Annotated in this window: 14 protein-coding genes; 8 read left to right on the top strand and 6 right to left on the bottom strand. The window is 73.8% G+C overall.

What is annotated here, in order from left to right:
* Window positions 1–2 precede the first annotated feature (2 nt).
* From KRAD_RS12460 to KRAD_RS26025, 4 genes are all read right to left on the bottom strand, one after another.
* The gene (locus KRAD_RS12460) at window positions 3–2045 is read right to left on the bottom strand and encodes a calcineurin-like phosphoesterase C-terminal domain-containing protein (RefSeq protein ID WP_012085968.1); all 2043 of its coding nucleotides are present in this window, start codon (window positions 2043–2045) and stop codon (window positions 3–5) included.
* A gap of 116 nt (window positions 2046–2161) precedes the next feature.
* The gene (locus KRAD_RS12455) at window positions 2162–3547 is read right to left on the bottom strand and encodes an ATP-dependent 6-phosphofructokinase (protein ID WP_012085967.1); all 1386 of its coding nucleotides are present in this window, start codon (window positions 3545–3547) and stop codon (window positions 2162–2164) included.
* Window positions 3548–3647: 100 nt separating this feature from the next.
* A complete protein-coding gene (locus KRAD_RS12450) occupies window positions 3648–5663 on the bottom strand; it encodes a bifunctional copper resistance protein CopD/cytochrome c oxidase assembly protein (protein ID WP_012085966.1) in 2016 nt (671 codons plus the stop codon).
* 115 nt (window positions 5664–5778) lie between these two features.
* Window positions 5779–6189, bottom strand: a complete 411-nt coding sequence (locus KRAD_RS26025) for an ATP-binding protein (RefSeq protein ID WP_049821188.1) — start codon at window positions 6187–6189, stop codon at window positions 5779–5781.
* A gap of 335 nt (window positions 6190–6524) precedes the next feature.
* Between KRAD_RS26025 and KRAD_RS12440 the strand changes: the two genes are divergently transcribed.
* The 8 genes from KRAD_RS12440 (at window position 6525) to KRAD_RS12405 (ending at window position 14612) form a co-directional block, all read left to right on the top strand.
* Entirely contained in the window at window positions 6525–7061 is a 537-nt protein-coding gene (locus tag KRAD_RS12440) for a MarR family winged helix-turn-helix transcriptional regulator (RefSeq protein WP_049821187.1), read from the top strand.
* On the top strand, window positions 7058–9115 hold the full coding sequence (locus KRAD_RS12435) for an MDR family MFS transporter (protein WP_012085963.1): 2058 nt from the start codon (window positions 7058–7060) through the stop codon (window positions 9113–9115). Before KRAD_RS12440 ends, KRAD_RS12435 begins: the two co-directional genes overlap by 4 nt.
* A 202-nt stretch (window positions 9116–9317) precedes the next feature.
* Window positions 9318–9782: a Fur family transcriptional regulator gene (locus KRAD_RS12430; RefSeq protein WP_049821477.1), complete on the top strand. Its 465-nt coding sequence runs from the start codon at window positions 9318–9320 to the stop codon at window positions 9780–9782.
* A complete protein-coding gene (locus tag KRAD_RS12425) occupies window positions 9779–10291 on the top strand; it encodes a Dps family protein (protein ID WP_012085961.1) in 513 nt (170 codons plus the stop codon). Before KRAD_RS12430 ends, KRAD_RS12425 begins: the two co-directional genes overlap by 4 nt.
* Before the next feature lie 43 nt (window positions 10292–10334).
* Entirely contained in the window at window positions 10335–11690 is a 1356-nt protein-coding gene (locus KRAD_RS12420; protein WP_012085960.1) for an 8-oxoguanine deaminase, read from the top strand.
* Window positions 11691–11754: 64 nt separating this feature from the next.
* Window positions 11755–12597: an HpcH/HpaI aldolase/citrate lyase family protein gene (locus KRAD_RS12415; protein WP_012085959.1), complete on the top strand. Its 843-nt coding sequence runs from the start codon at window positions 11755–11757 to the stop codon at window positions 12595–12597.
* 140 nt (window positions 12598–12737) lie between these two features.
* Window positions 12738–13736, top strand: a complete 999-nt coding sequence (locus KRAD_RS12410; RefSeq protein ID WP_012085958.1) for a hypothetical protein — start codon at window positions 12738–12740, stop codon at window positions 13734–13736.
* A 111-nt stretch (window positions 13737–13847) separates the two neighbouring features.
* Window positions 13848–14612 carry a hypothetical protein gene (locus KRAD_RS12405; protein ID WP_012085957.1) on the top strand — a complete coding sequence of 255 codons (765 nt, stop codon included), beginning with the start codon at window positions 13848–13850 and terminating at the stop codon, window positions 14610–14612.
* 20 nt (window positions 14613–14632) lie between these two features.
* Here the strand turns inward: KRAD_RS12405 and KRAD_RS12400 are convergent, their stop codons facing one another.
* Together KRAD_RS12400 and KRAD_RS12395 are read right to left on the bottom strand one after the other, a co-directional pair.
* A complete protein-coding gene (locus KRAD_RS12400; protein WP_041292065.1) occupies window positions 14633–15619 on the bottom strand; it encodes a ScyD/ScyE family protein in 987 nt (328 codons plus the stop codon).
* Between the two features lie 191 nt (window positions 15620–15810).
* The gene (locus KRAD_RS12395) at window positions 15811–17163 is read right to left on the bottom strand and encodes a dihydrolipoamide acetyltransferase family protein (RefSeq protein ID WP_012085955.1); all 1353 of its coding nucleotides are present in this window, start codon (window positions 17161–17163) and stop codon (window positions 15811–15813) included.
* Between the last annotated feature and the right edge of the window lie 8 nt (window positions 17164–17171).

Genomic DNA, 17171 nt, shown 5'->3' with positions numbered 1-17171 from the left:
CGTCACTCGGTCCCGAACACGTCCGAGCGGAACGACTGCTGCGGGAGCTCCGCGCGGACCTCGAAGACGTGGGTCTCGGTGCGCTCGCGGCCGAAGGAGTCGGTCGCGGTCACCTCGGCGCGGTGGACGCCCTCGGGCAGGCCGCTGGGCAGGCGGTACTGCCAGAGGTGGGTCGCCCGGTCGGCGACGTTGTTCCCCGGCTGCGCCGGGCCGGGGCCGTACTCGCTGCCGGCGTACAGCTCGTAGCCCTGGGCGGTGGGGTCGCCGGAGGTGGACTCGAAGCCGAACCGGGCCACCTGCAGCTGGCGGGTCGCCGCGGCCGGGTCCGCGAACTGCGCCCCGGTCTTCGCGGCCTCACCGGCCGCCTGCTGGGTGCGGGTGGCGGGCTGCGCGTCGCCGCCGTCGATCGAGACCTCGACCTCGGTGTCGGTCGAGCCGTACCAGACGTTCGCGGTCAGCCAGGTGTCCGCCGCGACGTCGGCCGTGGTGACCAGGCCCGGGTCGCCGAGGTCGTTGACGTTGACCGGGGGCGCCTGGTCCCAGCCCTCGCGGGTGGCGGCCCACTCGGTGATCGTGGTGTACCAGTCGCGCCAGCGCGGGGAGTTCAGCGAGACGGCCATCTGCTTCTCGTCGGGTTCGCCGATGGCGTGGAAGGTGTCGACGTACTCCGAGCCGTCGACGTCCAGCGTCAGGTACCCGGGGCGGGCGCCGTCGCGCTGCAGGGCCATCGGGCGGCCCTCGACGTCGAGGTCGCCGGAGTACCAGTCACCGCTGGGGGCGCCGGCCACGACGTGCGGGAAGGGCAGTTCGTCGACGCCGACGGCGGTCTTCCAGCCGGCGTAGCTGTCGCCGGTGTTCATCCGCTCGGTGGAGTGGGTGTGCCCGGACACCGACAGCGCGGGGCGGCCCTCGAGGAGTTCGTGGACCTCCTGGACCTCCTTCGTCTGGTGCTTGGTGGAGTCCTGGTCGGCGAACGACACCATGGGGATGTGGGTGGCGATGACGACGAGCTTGTCCTCGGGGACCCGCGCGAGGTCGTTGGCCAGCCAGGTGACCTGCTCGTCGCCGAGCTGCCCGGAGTAGGTGGGGGCGTTCACCGGGTCCGCGCAGTGCGGGCGCGTCCCGTCCGCGTCGTCCTCCGGGGTGCAGGGGTACTTCACGTTGTTCATGACGACGTAGTGGACGTCGGCCACGTCGTAGCTGTAGGTGGTGGGCCCGAGTTCGCGCTTGAACGTGTCGAAGGAGTGCGCGGCGTCGGTGGCGTCGAGGTCGAGGTCGTGGTTGCCGGGCACGAAGCGCAGCGGCAGCCCGGACGCCCCGAGGACCTCCTTGATGCGCGGGTAGAGGCCGAGGTCGTCGCCGGCGACGTCGCCGAGCATGAGCGCACCGCACTCGGCGAGGCCGTCCTCCTGGACCAGGTCCGCGAGCAGGCCGTCGCGCGCGAAGCCGAGTTCGCGGCCGTTGTAGGTCTGGACGTCGGCGAGGACCGCGCACCGGGTCGCGGCGTCCTGGGCGGCGTCGTCGCCCTCGACGAGGGGGAAGTTGACCGCGGTCGGGAGGGGGCCGGTGGGTTCCAGGCCCCCGAAGCGCAGCTGCGGGGAACCGGCCGGGAGGTGGTGGTAGGAGAACTGCGCCACGCCGTCCTCGTCGACGGGGACCTGCCAGCCGGAGGGCTGGGTGACGAAGGCCGACATGCCGTCGAAGACGGGGAGCTCGTAGTCCCCGTCCTCGTCGGTGACGACGACGTCGCGGCCGTTGGAGACCGTCACCCCCTCCACGCCCTCGTCGCCGGAACTGCGGCCGTCGCGGTCGGCGTCGTGGAACACCCTGCCGCGCAGCGTCTGCGGGGCGGTCGACCGGGTCGTGGCGGCGACGTCGCGGACGACCTCGACCGCGCCGACGTACGTCGGCGCGGCCGCCCGGTCGGCGGTGGGGGTGGTGGCGGCCTGCGTCGAGGCCGTGGTGAGGACGCTGGCGCCGAGCAGGACGCCGGCACCCAGGCCGAGGTGGCGGCGGACGTTCTTGGAGACGGGTTTCGCTCGCACGGGTGTGCACCTCTCGTCGGGGGTGCCACCCAGCCTGTGCGGGAGCAGTGAACGAGCGGTGACCCGGGCCGGAAGACCAGCCGAACGTCACCGTCCGTGACGGGGGACCCGCCCGGTCACTGCCCGCCGAACGCGCTGACGTGTTCCGGGGCGAAGTCCCCGAACGACCACGGCTGCCCCGTCGCCTCCAGCACCGACCACCACAGGTCCCCGTGGGGGTCGACCTGGTTGCGGGCGGACACCGCGAGCGCGATCGGGATGTGCACGAACCGCCGCCGCCACCGGCCCACGACCATGTTGGTGCGCCCGGCCATCGCCGCGTGCACGGCCGCGTGCGCGAGCCGGATGCAGTAGACGCTGTCGTAGGGGTTCGCCGGGACGCTGCGGATGACGTAGCTGGGGTCGATGTAGCGCATGTTGAGCTCGAGGTCGTGCGCGGCGAAGTCGTCGGTGATGGCCTGGCGCAGCAGGCGCCCCACGTCCTGCAGCTTCTTGTTGCCGGAGGCGTCCTTGAGCCCGTCGTCGTCGAAGAGCTCCTGCCCGGCCCCCTCGGCGGCGACGACGAGGGCGTGGCCCTGCGAGGCGACCTTCTCGCGCAGCTTCTCCAGGAAGCCCCCCGGGCCGGCGAGGGTGAACGGCACCTCGGGGATGAGCACGAAGTCGGCGTCGTTCTGGGCGAGCGCGGCGTAGCAGGCGATGAAGCCGGAGTGGCGGCCCATGAGCTTGACGATGCTGACGCCGTTGGGGGCGGTGCGGGCCTCGACCTTGGCCGAGCGGATGGAGCGGGTGGCCTCGCTGAACGCGGACTGGAACCCGAAGCTCTGGTCGATGAAGGGGATGTCGTTGTCGATCGTCTTGGGGATGCCGACGACGGCGATCTTCAGGTCGCGGGCCTTGATCTCGGCGGAGATCTTCTGCGCTCCGCGCATGGTGCCGTCGCCGCCGATGACGAAGAGGATCGAGATGCCCATGCGCTCGAGGCAGTCGACGACCTCCACGGCGTCCTGCTGGCCGCGCGAGGTCCCGAGGATGGTGCCCCCCTCGCCGTCGATGTCGCTGACGGACTCCGGGGTGAGGTCGACGACGTCGTGGCCGTAGCTGGGGATGAAGCCCTGGTAGCCGTTCTTGAACCCGTAGATGCGGCGGACGCCGTAGTGGTTGGTCAGCTCCGAGACCAGCCCGCGGATGACGTTGTTGATGCCCGGGCACAGCCCGCCGCAGGTGACGATCCCGACCCGGGTCTTGGAGGGGTCGAAGAAGATCTTCTTGCGAGGGCCGGTGGGTTCGAGGCTGGGCAGGTCCTCGAGGTCGCCGTCGCGGCGGGAGACCTTGGAGAGGGTGTCGTCGAACAGGACCCGGTCGGTCTCCTCGATGTAGTGGTGCGTCGTGCGGCGCGCCAGCAACCGGGGGGCGAGCGGGGAGTCGACCGTGCGCGGCCCGAGCGACTCGACGGTGAAGTCGATCGGCTCGCGGCTCGCGGGGCGTTCGGTGGGCTCGACCATGAGCTCGCAGGTCCCTTCCAGGCGTGGGGTCGGACGGACATCGGCACGGCAGGCCCATCATCGGGCACCGGCCGGGACCCCCCTCACGGCGGGGTCCCGGTCAGCGGCGGGGCTCCCCCTGGTCGGCGAGGCGCTGCAGCATGGCGTTGTAGTCGTTGAGCTCGGCGTCGCCGTCGCGGGCGGCCTTGCGGTCGCGGCGGCGGTTCTCCCGGGTGTCCGAGCGGGACCAGCCGATGGCGACCCCGAGCACCAGGACGATCGTGGGGACCTCCCCGATGCCCCACGCGATGTCGCCGCCGCGCTGCTGGTCGGCGAGCAGGTCCGTGCCGGGGGCGATGCGGCTGAACCAGTCGGCGGCGAGCAGGGCGGTGCCCTGCATGAGGGCGACGCCGAAGAAGGCGTGGAAGGCCATGGTGGCCAGCAGCAGGATGAGGCGCAGCGGGTACGCCGGGCGGTGCGCGCCGGGGTCGACGCCGATGAGCACCGAGGCGAAGAGGTACCCGGTGCCGAGGAAGTGGACCATCATCAGCTCGTGCCCGACGTGGGTGCGCAGGGCCAGCTCGAACAGCGGCGAGTAGTAGAAGACGATGAGCGAGCCGGCGAAGAGGGCGGCCGCGACGAGCGGGTGGCCGACGAGGGCGAAGTAGCGCGAGTGCACGACCTCCAGCAGCCACTCCCGCGCCCCGCGGGAGTGGTCGCGGCGGGCGGGCAGCACCCGCAGCGCCAGGGTGACCGGGGCGCCGAGGACGAGCATCGGCGGCACCACCATCGTCAGCAGCATGTGCTGGAGCATGTGGGTGCTGAAGGCGGTGCGGCCGTAGGCGGCGGGGCCGCCGCTGGTGACGAAGAGCAGCGCGAGGCAGCCGAGGACCCACCAGACCGTCCGGCCCACCGGCCAGGCGTCCCCGCGGGCGCGCAGGCGCCGGACGCCGAGGAGGTAGCCGACGAGCACCAGCCCGCCGATGGTCAGCCACAGCAGGTCGGGGCTGGTCTCGGTGAACCAGCGCCCCACCGTCAGCGGCCCCGGCAGCGGCTCGCCGAGGAGGTCCTCGGCGGGCGAGGAGGCGGGGTCGTCGTCGGGGACGGGGGTGGGGCTGCGGCTGAGGGCGACGCCGAGGCCGGTGGCGGCCCCCATGAGGACGAGCTCGCCGGCGGCGATGCGCAGGAAGGCCCGCGGCCGGTCGGCGAGCAGCGGGATCGTGCGGCGCCGGTGCCACACCCCGAGGGCCCCGAGGGCGACGAGGGCGACGACCTTGGCGATCACGAGGGCGCCGTAGGGCGAGGCGAGGCCGGACCAGCCGCCGAGGCGGACCGAGGCGTTGAGGACGCCGGAGAGGGCGACGGCGGCGAAGCACCACAGCGCGACGGTGGAGTAGCGCGCGGCGAGGGTGGGCAGGTCGACCGCGCGCCGGCCCTTGGCGGGGCCGGCGGAGCGGCCGGTGAGGGGGGCGACCAGCAGCACCGCGGCGAGCCCGCCCACCCAGACGGTGACGCCGATCAGGTGCATGGCCAGGGAGCTGACGGCGGTCTCGTGGGAGGCCGAGCCGGAGGCGTGCCCGGACAGCGACAGCGGGAGCAGGGCGATCAGGCTGACGGCGGTGCCCCAGGCCGCGCCCGTCGGCCCGGTCGCGGCGGCCCCCACGGTGGCGGCCACCGCGGCGAGGACGGTGGTGACGAGCAGGGCGCGCCCGAGGTCGATCGACTGGGCGAACTGGGCGAACTGCGCCCCGAACCCCGCCCCGCCCGGCGCGGCCCCGATGACGTCCACGGCGGTGAGCAGCAGGACGACCAGCGCGGCCACCGCCCAGACCCCGGCCGCGACGCCGCCGACGCGCACCGCGCGGGTGAAGGCGTCGCTGGGCTGCGGCAGCAGGAACGTCGCGATCGCGAAGCCGCCGACGGCGAGCGCCGCGGCGAGGTCGTGGACGGTGCGGGCGACGGGCAGCCCGTAGCGGACGAGGGCGCCGGGGTCGCCGAAGGCGGAGGGGGTGAGCCCGCCGGCGAGGGCGAGGGCGGTGAGCAGGACCGCGAGCGCGGCGAGGAGCACGGCGGCCGAGGTGAGCAGGACACCGGTGACGGGGGTCGCGCTGCGGGCCGTGCGGGTAGGTGCAGCCACGGTCCCAGGGTAGGTCGTCGGCGCGGGCGGCCCCTCCCGGCGGTGGGGGCGGGGAGGGTGGGCTCGATCACGTGCGGGGCCGGCGCGACGGCGGGGACCGGGGGCCCGCGGGCGGTCAGGCGCTGGCGCGGAGGGGGGCGGTGACGGTGGAGACGTCGAACCAGACGGTCTTGCCGGAGGCCTCGACGTCGATGCCGTGGGCGTCGGCGAGGGCTTCGACGAGGGTCATCCCGCGGCCGTTGAGCGCCTCGGGGTCGGTCTCGCGGCGCTGGGGCAGGCGGGTGTTCTCGTCGCCGACGCCGACGCGGACCCGGGGACCGACCCGGCCGATGCGGAGGACGACGTCGCTGCGCCCGTGCAGGACGGCGTTGGTGACGAGCTCGGCGGTCAGCAGGAGCAGGGTGTCGACGACGTCGCCGGTGACGCCCTCGGCGGCGCACCAGCCGGCGACGAAGCGGCGGGCGGCGCGCGAGGACGTGGGGGCAGGCGGCAGCGTCGTCGCGCTCGACCACTCCGTGAACGACACCGCGTTGATCCCCCGATACTTAGAGTTACCACGAACCGTAGCGCAGGGCCGTCCGGGTGGTGCGTCCCACCGCGTCGCCGGTGGCCGGGACGGCCCGGCGGACCGGAGCGGGCCCTCGTGATCGGTCGCCACGCGGAGACCTCCCGGTGCGTGGTGGCGGCTGGTAGCCTGCGAGTAGTTGCGTGTAGCACTCAAGGATCGGCCGGACCGGCCGATGTCCCGGGAGGTACTTCGCCCCACCCCCGTCCGCCGTTACACGGCGGGTGGTGCGGGCGCTCCCGCCCCGTCCGCCCTCCCCCAGGAGCACCCATGACCCGTCACGACCGGACGCGGCGGTGACGACCACCGCCGGGTCCCCCGGGGACGGGGGTGGTCCCGAGCCCTCCCCCACCCACGCCGAGCGGGTCTCCGCGCTGGCCGACCAGGTGAGCCGCCAGCAGCGGGCGCTGCACTCGTTCAAGGCGCAGGTCGCCCGCGGCCAGTCCGAGGTCGAGCGCGCCGTGCACGTGGTGCTCTACGTGCTGGCCGACAGCGGCCCGCTGCGGGTCAGCGCCCTGGCCGAGCGGCTCGGGACCGACCCCTCGACGACGAGCCGGCAGACCGCCGAGCTCGTGCGGCGCGACCTGCTGCGCAGGCTGCCCGACCCCGACGACGGCCGCGCCAGCCTGCTGGCCGTCACCGACGCCGGCCACGACGTCGTCGCGACCATGAAGCAGCGCCGCCACGAGCACCTCGCCACCGCCGTCGCCGGCTTCGACGAGGACGAGCTGAGCCGGTTCACGGCCCTGCTGTCCCGGTTCGTCGACGGCCTCGAGCAGGCCCGCACCGATTGCCTCCGCACCCCACCGGCCCCCGCCCAGGAGAACGCATGAGCAGCACCCCCGCCGGTTCGCCCCCGGCGTCCGCGAGCACCGACACCCCGGCGCTCAGCCACCGGCAGATCCTGGCGATCCTCTACGGGCTGCTGCTGGGCATGTTCCTCGGCGCCCTCGACCAGACGATCGTCTCCACCGCCATCCGCACCATCGCCGACGACCTCGACGGGTTCTCCCTCCAGGCGTGGGCGACGACGGCCTTCCTCATCACCTCGACGATCTCGACGCCGCTGTACGGGAAGCTGTCGGACATGTACGGCCGGCGGCCGTTCTTCATCGCCGCCATCGTCATCTTCGTCATCGGCTCCGCGCTGTGCGGCATCTCGACCTCGATGTACGAGCTCGCCGCGTTCCGCGCCCTGCAGGGCCTCGGCGCCGGCGGCCTGATGTCGCTCGCCCTGACGATCATCGCCGACATCGTCCCCGCCCGGGAGCGCGCCCGCTACCAGGCCTACTTCATGATGGTCTTCGGCACCTCCAGCGTGCTGGGGCCGGTCGCCGGCGGCTTCCTCTCCGGCCAGGACTCCATCGTCGGCCTCGACGGCTGGCGCTGGATCTTCTGGATCAACGTGCCGCTGGGCGCCCTGGCGCTGTTCGTGGTGCTGAAGAACCTCAAGCTGCCCAAGCGCACGACCAAGCACCGCATCGACTGGCCGGGCGCGCTGACCCTCATCCTCTGCCTGGTGCCGCTGCTGCTGGTCGCCGAGGAGGGCCGCACCTGGGGCTGGGGCTCGACGGAGGCCCTCGTCTGCTACGGCCTCGGGCTCGTCGGGCTCATCGGGTTCGTCCTCGCCGAGCGCGCCTACGGCGAGGAGGCGCTGCTGCCGCTGCGCATGTTCCGCGGCCGCACCTTCGTCGTCGGCAGCCTCGGCAGCCTCATCCTCGGCATGGGCATGTTCGGCGGTTTCGCCGTGCTGCCGCAGTACCTGCAGGTCGTCAAGGGCTCCACCCCGACCGAGGGCGGTCTGCAGATGCTGCCCGTCGTCGTCGGGATCATGTCCGCGAGCATGTTCTCCGGGAAGTTCATCGCCCGCACCGGCAAGTACAAGGTCCTGCCGGTCGTGGGCACCGGGCTCATGGTCGTCGCGCTGTTCCTGTTCTCCCGGGTCAACGCCGACACCCCGATCTGGCAGACCATGATCGCGATGCTGCTCCTCGGCTGGGGCCTCGGCGGCAACATGCAGCCGATCATCCTGGCCGTGCAGAACGCCGCCGCGCGCACCGAGATCGGCGTCGCCACCAGCTCGGTGACCTTCTTCCGCCAGATGGGCGGGACCCTGGGCACCGCGGTGTTCCTGTCCATCCTGTTCTCCAGCCTCGGCACCCACGTCGCCGACGAGTACGCGAAGGCCGGCCCCACCCCCGCCTTCCAGGCCGGGCTCGCCGAGGCGGGCCTGGACCAGGCCGGTCTGCAGGCGACCCTGGCCCGGGCGACGGACAACACCTCGGTGCTGTCCACGCTGCCCGCCGTCGTCTCGCACCCGTTCAAGGTCGGCTTCACCGACTCGACGAGCCTCATCTACCTCGTCGCCGCCGGCGTCATGCTGCTGGGCTTCGTCACCGTGCTGTTCCTGCCCGCCCTGCCGCTGCGCGGCGCGCCGGGCGCGGCGGCCCCGACCCCCGGCCCGGAGGGCGCGGCGGTGGCGGCCCCGGCCGAGGCGGCCGGAGCCCCGACCGAGGTCGTCCCGCCGGCCCCGACGCCGGCTCCGGCGCCGACACCGGCCCCGGCGACCTCTGGCGCCTCCCGGTCCTCCGCCGGTACGGTCGCGGCCGTGGACGGGATGGCACCGGGGGAGCTCGCCGAGCGCCTCCGCAGCGGGGTGCAGCAGGCCAAGGCCGCGCAGCTCGCCATGGCCGAGCTCGCCCTCGAGGCCGAGCGCCGCGAGGCCGCGTTCGACGCCGCGGTGGAGAACCTGCGCGAGCTCGGTCTCGACGAGGACTCCATCGAGGCCGCCCTGGGCGAGGAGGCCGCGACGCCCCGCGGCCGTCACGCCGGGTCCCACGAGGTGACGGCGCAGGCCGCGCAGCAGGAGCTCGGCGCGCAGAACTGACCCCCCGCACGACGAGGACGGCCCCGGAGCGCACCGCTCCGGGGCCGTTCCCGTCCCCGGGCCCGGCGCGGTCCCGAGGACGGGTGGACGGGGTGGAGGACGGGGTGAGGGCGGGGTGGAGGACAGCCTGCCCTCGCTGAACGTAGCCTTCCCTTCTTTTGACGCGGTCAAAAGAAGGAGTACGATCGTGGTCGTGGACCCGATGGACGACACCGCGACGGAGGAGCTGCTGCGCACCGCCGGACTGCGCAGCACGGCCCCCCGCCGCGCCGTCGTCCGCGTCCTCGGGGAGCACCCGCACCAGACGGCCGCGGGGGTCGCCGGACTGCTCGCCGCGGCCGGGGCGCGCGTGTCCCGCCAGAGCCTCCACAACGTGCTCGAGGACCTGACCCGCACCGGCGTCGTCCGCAGCATCCAGCCCCTCGGGTCCGCCCCGCGCTACGAGACGCAGGTGGCCGACAACCACCACCACCTCGTCTGCCGCGGCTGCGGGGAGGTCGTCGACGTGCCCTGCGCGGCGGGCCGCCCGCCCTGCCTGGCCCCGGCCTCCGCCCCGGGCTTCCCCGTCGTCGACCACGCCGACATCACCTGGTGGGGGCTCTGCGCCGGCTGCGCCCCCGCCGCCACCCCGTCCAGCCCGTCCCACCCACCCAGGAGGAACCCGTGACCACCATCCACGACGTCCAGACGACCGGCCTCACCCAGGACGCGGTCACCGGCTTCGACGCCAGCTCCCGCCTCAACGCCGGCCTGCAGGAGGTCCTCGTCGACCTCACCGCGCTGCACCTGCAGGGCAAGCAGGCCCACTGGAACATCGTGGGCGAGAACTGGCGCGACCTGCACCTGCAGCTCGACACCCTCGTCGAGGCCGCCCGCGGCTTCTCCGACGACGTGGCCGAGCGGATGCGCGCCGTCGGCGGCGTCCCCGACGCCCGCCCGCAGACCGTGGCCGCCTCCCGCATCGGCGACGTCGGCCCCGACGAGATCGACACCCGGGCGTGCGTGGAGGCGATCGTCGCGCTGGTCCGCCACACCGTCGACACCATCCGCCGCGTCCACGACCCGATCGACGCCGAGGACCCCGCGAGCGCGGACCTCCTGCACGCGATCACCCTGGAGCTGGAGAAGCAGGCCTGGATGATCGGCTCGGAGAACCGCTCCCCGCGTCGTCGCTGAGCTCCCCCGACGCACCCCGGCCCCGGTGGGGCAGGATCGGCCCGTGCCGAGCCTGCTCATCACCGGGGCCGCCGTCGTGACGGTGGACGCCGCCGGGACCGAACACCCCCACGGCCACGTCCTCGTCCGCGACGGGGTCGTCGCCGCGGTCGGGGCCGGCGACCCGCCACCGGGGACCACCGCCGACCGCGTCCTCGACGCCCGCGGCCACCTGGTGACCCCGGGGTTCGTCAACACCCACCACCACCTCTACCAGTGGGCCACGCGGGGCTTCGCCGTCGACGCGGGGCTGTTCGACTGGCTCACGACGCTGTACCCGGTCTGGGCGCACCTCGACGCGACCGACGTCGAGGCCGCCGCGCGGGCCGGTCTGGCGCGCCTGGCCCTCACCGGCTGCACGACCTCCTCGGACCACCACTACCTGCACCCCCACGACGGCGGCGACCAGCTCGCCGCGACCGTCGAGGCGGCGCGGGCGGTGGGCCTGCGCTTCTCCCCCACCCGGGGGTCGATGGACCTGGGCCGCTCCGCGGGCGGCCTGCCGCCGGACTCCGTCGTCGAGACGATCGACACCGTGCTGGCCGCCACGGCCGACGCGGTCGCGCGCCACCACGACCCCTCCCCCGGCTCGATGGTCCGGGTCGGCGCCGCCCCCTGCTCGCCGTTCTCCGTCACCCCCGACCTGCTGCGCCAGACCGCCGCGCAGGCCGCCGAGCTCGGCGTCCGGCGCCACACGCACCTCGCCGAGACCGCCGACGAGGAGGAGTTCTGCGCCCGCACCTTCGGCGCGCGCCCCGTCGAGGTGCTCGAGGACCTCGGCTGGCTGGGCCCCGACGTGTGGCTGGCCCACTGCGTGCACCTCTCCGACGCCGACATCGCGACCCTGGCGCGCACGGGCAGCTCCGTCGCGCACTGCCCCAGCTCCAACGCCCGCCTCGGGGCGGGGATGGCCCGCGCCCACGACCTGCTGGCCGCGGGCGTCGGCGTCGGTCTCGGCGTCGACGGCGCCGCCTCCAGCGAGCAGGGCAGCCTCGCCGACGAGCTGCGCCAGATGGTCTACACCGCCCGCCTGCGCGGCGGCCCGGACGCCATGAGCGCCCGCGACGCGCTGCGGGCCGCCACGACCGGCGGCGCCGCCTGCCTCGGGCGCCAGGACGAGATCGGCTCGGTCGAGGTCGGCAAGCGCGCCGACCTCGCCGTGTGGGACCTGCGCGGTCTCGGCCACGCCGACCTCGACGACCCCGTCGTCGCCCTCGTCATCGGTCCCACCCCGCCGCTGCGGTGGTCGACGGTCGAGGGCCGGGTCGTCGTGGAGGACGGGGAGCTGCGCACCACGTCGCAGGAGCGGGCCGTCGCCGACCTCGTCGCCGCCCGGCGGCGGGTGCTCGCCCGGGCGTGAGACTCCCCACTCGCGGGCGGGCGCGCACCCGTGGGCGGGCGCCGCGGCGCTACCGTCGGACCCCATGACCGCTGATCGCAAGGTGCACATCGTCGAGCCCCGGTACGCGCGCACGTGGTTGCTGGTGAACGCCACCCGGACGGAGCTGTTCGACGTGGCCGCGGCCTCCCGCGCCGACCAGGTCGTCCTCGACGTCGAGGACGCCGTGGACCCCAGCCGCAAGGACTCCGCGCGCGCCGACGCCATCTCCTGGCTCGCCGGGGGCGGGCAGGCGTTCGTCCGCATCAACGACGTGACGACCCCGCACTGGCGCGACGACGTCGACGCGCTCAAGGGCGTCCCGAACCTGCTCGGGGTGATGCTGGCCAAGACCGAGGCCGGGGAGCAGGTCGAGGCGACCTGGCACGCCCTCGGCGGCAACGTCCCCGTCGTCGCGCTGTGCGAGTCCGCGCTGGGCATCGAGGAGGCCCGCGAGATCGCGTGCGCGCGCGGGACCTTCCGGCTCGCCTTCGGGTCCGGGGACTACCGCCGCGACACCGGCGCCAGCGCCGAGGACCTCGCCATGGCCTACCCCCGCAGCCGCCTCGTCATCGCCAGCGCGATCGGCAAGCTGCCCGGCCCGATCGACGGCCCCACCACCGGCGGCGGCCACCCGGAGCTGCGCGAGGCCTCCGCCGTCGGGGTGGCCATGGGCATGATGGGCAAGCTCTGCCTGGACGCCGAGCAGGCCTACGTCATCAACGAGGTCATGAGCCCGAACGTCTCCGACGCCACCTGGGCGCGCGACTTCATCGAGAACTTCGAGAAGAGCGGCGGCGTCGTGCGCGACGGCTCCGACCTGCCCCGCCTGGGCCGCGCCCGCCGCATCCAGGAGCTCGCCGACGCCTTCGGGATCCGCCCGCTGTGACCCCGCCGCGGTGACCCGCCCGCCGGTGGCCGGGCCCGTCCCGGCCGCCGGCGGTGGATGTCGGCAACCGCTCCCCCCACCTCACCCGTTCGGCGTAACCTCCCCTCGTACGTGACTGACAGTCATCCAGGGGGGAACTGATGGTTACCGCAACGGTCGCGGCCCGACATCCAGGTGCACGGTGGGGGTCCGCGCTGGCCTCCGTCGCCGTCGCCGTGGCCGGCCTGTCGCTGGTGGCCCCGGCGGCCGCGAGCGCCGCCGAGCCCACCCGGCCCACCCTCCGCACGGTCCGGACCCTGCCCTTCACCGGCACCGGCGACGCGCGGGGCGAGGGGGACGGCGGACGGGGCCGGGCCCGGGCCAACGCCGCGGTGGCCGCCGCCTGCAACGGCGGTGCCCCCCTGTCCGCGCCGCAGTGGTACGCGGTCGGCAGCAAGCTCGACGGCCCGATCAAGGCGGTCTCGGCCGGGGTCTGGTACGGGCGAGGGCCCGTCGAGGAGCAGAGCGGGACGGCCGTGGTGGACCACTGGACCGGCAAGGTGCTGGCCTGCACCGGTGAGGTCGTCCGGCGCTGGCACTGGCCGGTGGACGTCGTCGGCTACCTCGCCAAGCCCTACGACGACCAGGACGGCCAGTTCCCGCTGACGCTCACCACCCACATCACCCGGGTCCCCTCCGGTCCGCCGCCCAACGACCGGATGACGAAGGCGCGACGCATCGCCTCGCTGCCGTTCACGACCACTGTGGACACCTCGCTGGCCGACGACGACGGACCGCGGCTGCTGAACTACGGCCGCTGCCTGCTGTCCTCGCTCCTGCCGCAGCAGGCGAGCACCGCGTGGTACCGCTACGCGCCGACGACCACGGGTCCGGCCCCGGCCGTCTCGGTGAGCCCGGCCAACGGCTGGGCGGACGCCAACAGCCCCGGCGCCGCCGGCCTGCGGACGGGGATCCTGGAGCTGCTGCCCGACGGGTCCACCCGCCTGGTCGAGAACGCCGACGACTGGGACTGCGAGACCCCGGTCGAGCTGGTGGCGGGTCACACCTACCTGATCGGCGTCTTCTACACGTGGGACGACTACGCCGACGTCGTGCTGACGACCGGGGGGCCGGTGAACCTCTCCGTCAAGAGCCGGTGAGGACCCCTTGGACCATCCGGGTGAATGTGACAGAAAGTTACTGAGGGATCACCCGAACGACCTAGCGTTGCCGATGGGGGAGCAACACAGCGTCAACGAGGGGGATTCCCGATGACCGCACGTCCGTCCGTCCGCACCCGTCACCTGCGCTGGTCGGGGGCCCTGCTCGGGGCCGCCCTGGCCGCGGCGGCGGTGGCCGCGCCGGCCGAAGCCGCCACGACCCCTGCGATGACCTGGGAGTGCGGCAAGGGGTCCAAGAACGCCTCGCAGTTGTCCACGGCCGGCGCGAGGAGCGCCGGCCCGGTCGTCGTCACCGCCCGGGGCGCCGCGAAGGGCGCAAAGGCCCTCGACCGCCGCACCGGGAAGGTCCTGGCCTGCACCGCAAAGTCCGCCCCCGCCCCGCGGCCGACGTCGGCTGCCCCCGCCAACGACCGGATGGGCGCCGCGGAGCCGATCGGTGGCCTGCCCTTCACCACGACGGTGGACACCGCCGGGGCCGACGCGGACGGCCCGCAACTGAAGAACTACGAGCGCTGCGAGCTCTCGAACGAGTCCCCCGTTCAGACCAACACCGTCTGGTACAGCTACCGCCCCGCGGCGACCGGCCCCGCCCCGCAGGTCTCCGTCGCCCCCGCCTCCGGCTGGGCCCAGGGCAACACCCACGGCGACTGGGCCCAGCAGGCCGGGATCCTCGAGGTCCTGCCCGGCGGCAGCACCCGGCTGGTCGAGAACGCCGACGACTGGGACTGCGAGTCCCCCGTCACCCTGACCGCCGGCGCGACCTACCTCATCGGGGTCTACTACGGCTCGGACGCCTACAACGACACCGTTCCGGTCAGCGGTGGCCCGGTGAGGATCTCCGTGACCAACCGCTGACCGGGACCGCAGCAGATCTCTCAGAGAGGACGGAACGCTGCGGCGTCGATGCGAACGATCTCGCCCCGGTTCCTCAGACCGAACTGGGCAGCCAAGCTCCACGCCGTGGAGTACAACTGCCCGTCCACCACTTCGAGGTCGAGCGGCATCGTGACCTGGGCAGCGGTCCTGCGACCCTGCCGGTCGACTCTGAGGACCTGTCCGATGGTGGCGGGGTCGAGGTCCGTCGTCGGCGGACCCTCGCCCGCCGGGGCCCCCTCGAGAGCCTCCGAGACGTACACCGACCCGTCGGCTCCGACCGCGACACCGGTCGGAGCGGTGAACCCGGAGATGACCCCCAGGACCGTCCCCCCGAAGGGATCGAGGACGTAGACACGACCTTCCCCCGGCGCGAAAGCCGAAAGGGTCGACACGTACAGGTTGCCGTCGGGGCCCCAGGCCAGACCAGTGGGTACCGGATCGCAACCCGTGACGCCAGGGTTGTCGTTCTCCACGCCCGCACACGCTCCGGTGGTGACGAGCGGCGGCACGAAGAAGGTGCTGACCTTCCCGTTCTGGTCCACGACCAGGACGTCGTTGGCTCCGGCGTCCGCGACGAAGACCCGTTCGTCGAAGCCACGGCCCGCCAAGACGCTGTAGGGGTTGCTCAACGCGTCGTAGGGGACGCCGTCCGCGTCGAACTGCACCTGACCGTCAGGGTTGTTCGCGAGCTCATAGGCACGCAGGTCGATCGGTTGACGGATCGTGGCGCGCCTGACTGTGTAGAGGGTGGATGTACCTTCCAGAGGAGCTCCCTCGGCGGCCTCGCCCGTCACCACGTAGTAGGTGTCGTACTTGCGGTCCACACCCGTGGGAGCGGCGAAGCCCCGACGCGCCGTGGTCAACTTCTTCGAGCTCACTGGCGCCCCGGTGGCGATGCGCCCTGTGACGGTCTCGGCCACCACGACCCGCCCGTTCCAACTGCTGAGGCCGGTGGGGCCGTCGAGACCGGACGCGACGACGGTCACAGGGTTCGTCGGTGGAGCTGCACTTGCAGGTGCGGCGAGAATCACACTGGCCGCCGCGGCGACAACCAGCACTGCTGTGGAACGGAGTCTTGGCGCCATTGCACTCTCCCAGGTCACGGGAACCTCACAGGCTCCTTGACCGCAGAAGGTAGTCCTCTCAACACCCGGTGAGAAGACCTCACCCTGCGTCGTCAGCTCCAGGTGAGGGCGCGCGCCGGGTCCTCCAGGACGGCGGCAACGTCGGCCAGCGCCCGCGAACCGCTCTCGCCGTCCAGCATGCGGTGGTCGAAGGAGAGGCCCAGGGTCGCCAGGTAGCGGGGCTTGATCTTGCCCTTGTGCACCCACGGCCGCTGCGCGATCTTCCCCACGGCGAGGATCGCCGCCTCGCCCGGGTTGAGGATCGGGGTCCCGGTATCGATGCCGAACGTCCCGACGTTGCTGATGGTGATGGTCCCCCCGGCGAGGTCGCGCGGCGCGGCCCGGCCCTCGCGCGCGGTGCCGGCGACGGAGTTCAGGTGGACCGCGAGGTCCTTCAGCGTCATCTCGTCGGCGTCCTTGACGTTCGGGACGAGCAGCCCGCGCGGGGTCGCGACCGCGATCCCGAGGTTGACGTAGTTCTTCACGACGATGACCTGGTTCTCCTCGTCCCAGGTCGCGTTGATGTCGGGGTTGCGCCGCACCGCGACGAGCAGCGCCTTCGCCACCAGCAGCAGCGGGGAGACCTTGATCCCGGCGAACTCGGGATCGGTCTTGAGCCGCTGCACGAGCTTCATGGTGCGGGTGGCGTCGACGGTGGTGAACACCGTGACGTGCGGGGCGGAGAAGGCGCTCTCGACCATCGCGGCCGCGGTCGCCTTGCGGATGCCGCGGATGGGGACGTGCCGCTCGCGGGCGTGCTGCTCGACGCGGCGCGGGGGTTCGGCCGGGGCGGCGGGCACCAGGGCGAGGACGTCGGCGCGGGTCACCGTGCCGCCGGGGCCGGTGGGCACGGCCCGGGCGAGGTCCACCCCGAGGTCGCGGGCCAGCTTGCGGACGGGGGGTTTGGCCAGGACGTGCGCGGCCGGCGCCCCGGGGGCGGGTCCGGGCGCGGGGGCGGGTTCGCGGGTCGTGCGGGCCCCGCGGCGGCGGGGGGCGACCTCGCGGGAGCCGTAGCCGACCAGCGTCGCCCCCGACCCCCCGTCCGGGGCCGGCTGCGGGCTCGCCTCGGCGACGGCCGCGGGCTCAGCGGGTTCGTCGGCCGGTTCGGCGGGTTCGGAGGCGGGCTCGGCGGCGGGCTCGGGGTCCGCGGGTCCCGCGGCGGCGCCCGAGCCGTCGTCGACGACGACGATGTCGGTCCCGACCTCGACGGTGTCCCCCTCGGCGACGAGGAGTTCCGCGACGACCCCGGCGTAGGGGCTGGGCAGCTCGACCAGGGACTTGGCGGTCTCGATCTCCAGGAGGACGTCGTTGAGGGCGACGGTGTCCCCGGGCTTGACCTTCCAGGTGACGATCTCGGCCTCGGTGAGTCCTTCACCGACGTCGGGCAGGGCGAACCGCTGGTTCAACGGGGTCC

Origin of the sequence: Kineococcus radiotolerans SRS30216 = ATCC BAA-149 (assembly GCF_000017305.1) — a bacterium.
GTDB classification, from domain to species: domain Bacteria; phylum Actinomycetota; class Actinomycetes; order Actinomycetales; family Kineococcaceae; genus Kineococcus; species Kineococcus radiotolerans.
Note: the sequence above shows the minus strand (reverse complement) of the source record. Positions and strands in the feature narration are given on the sequence as shown.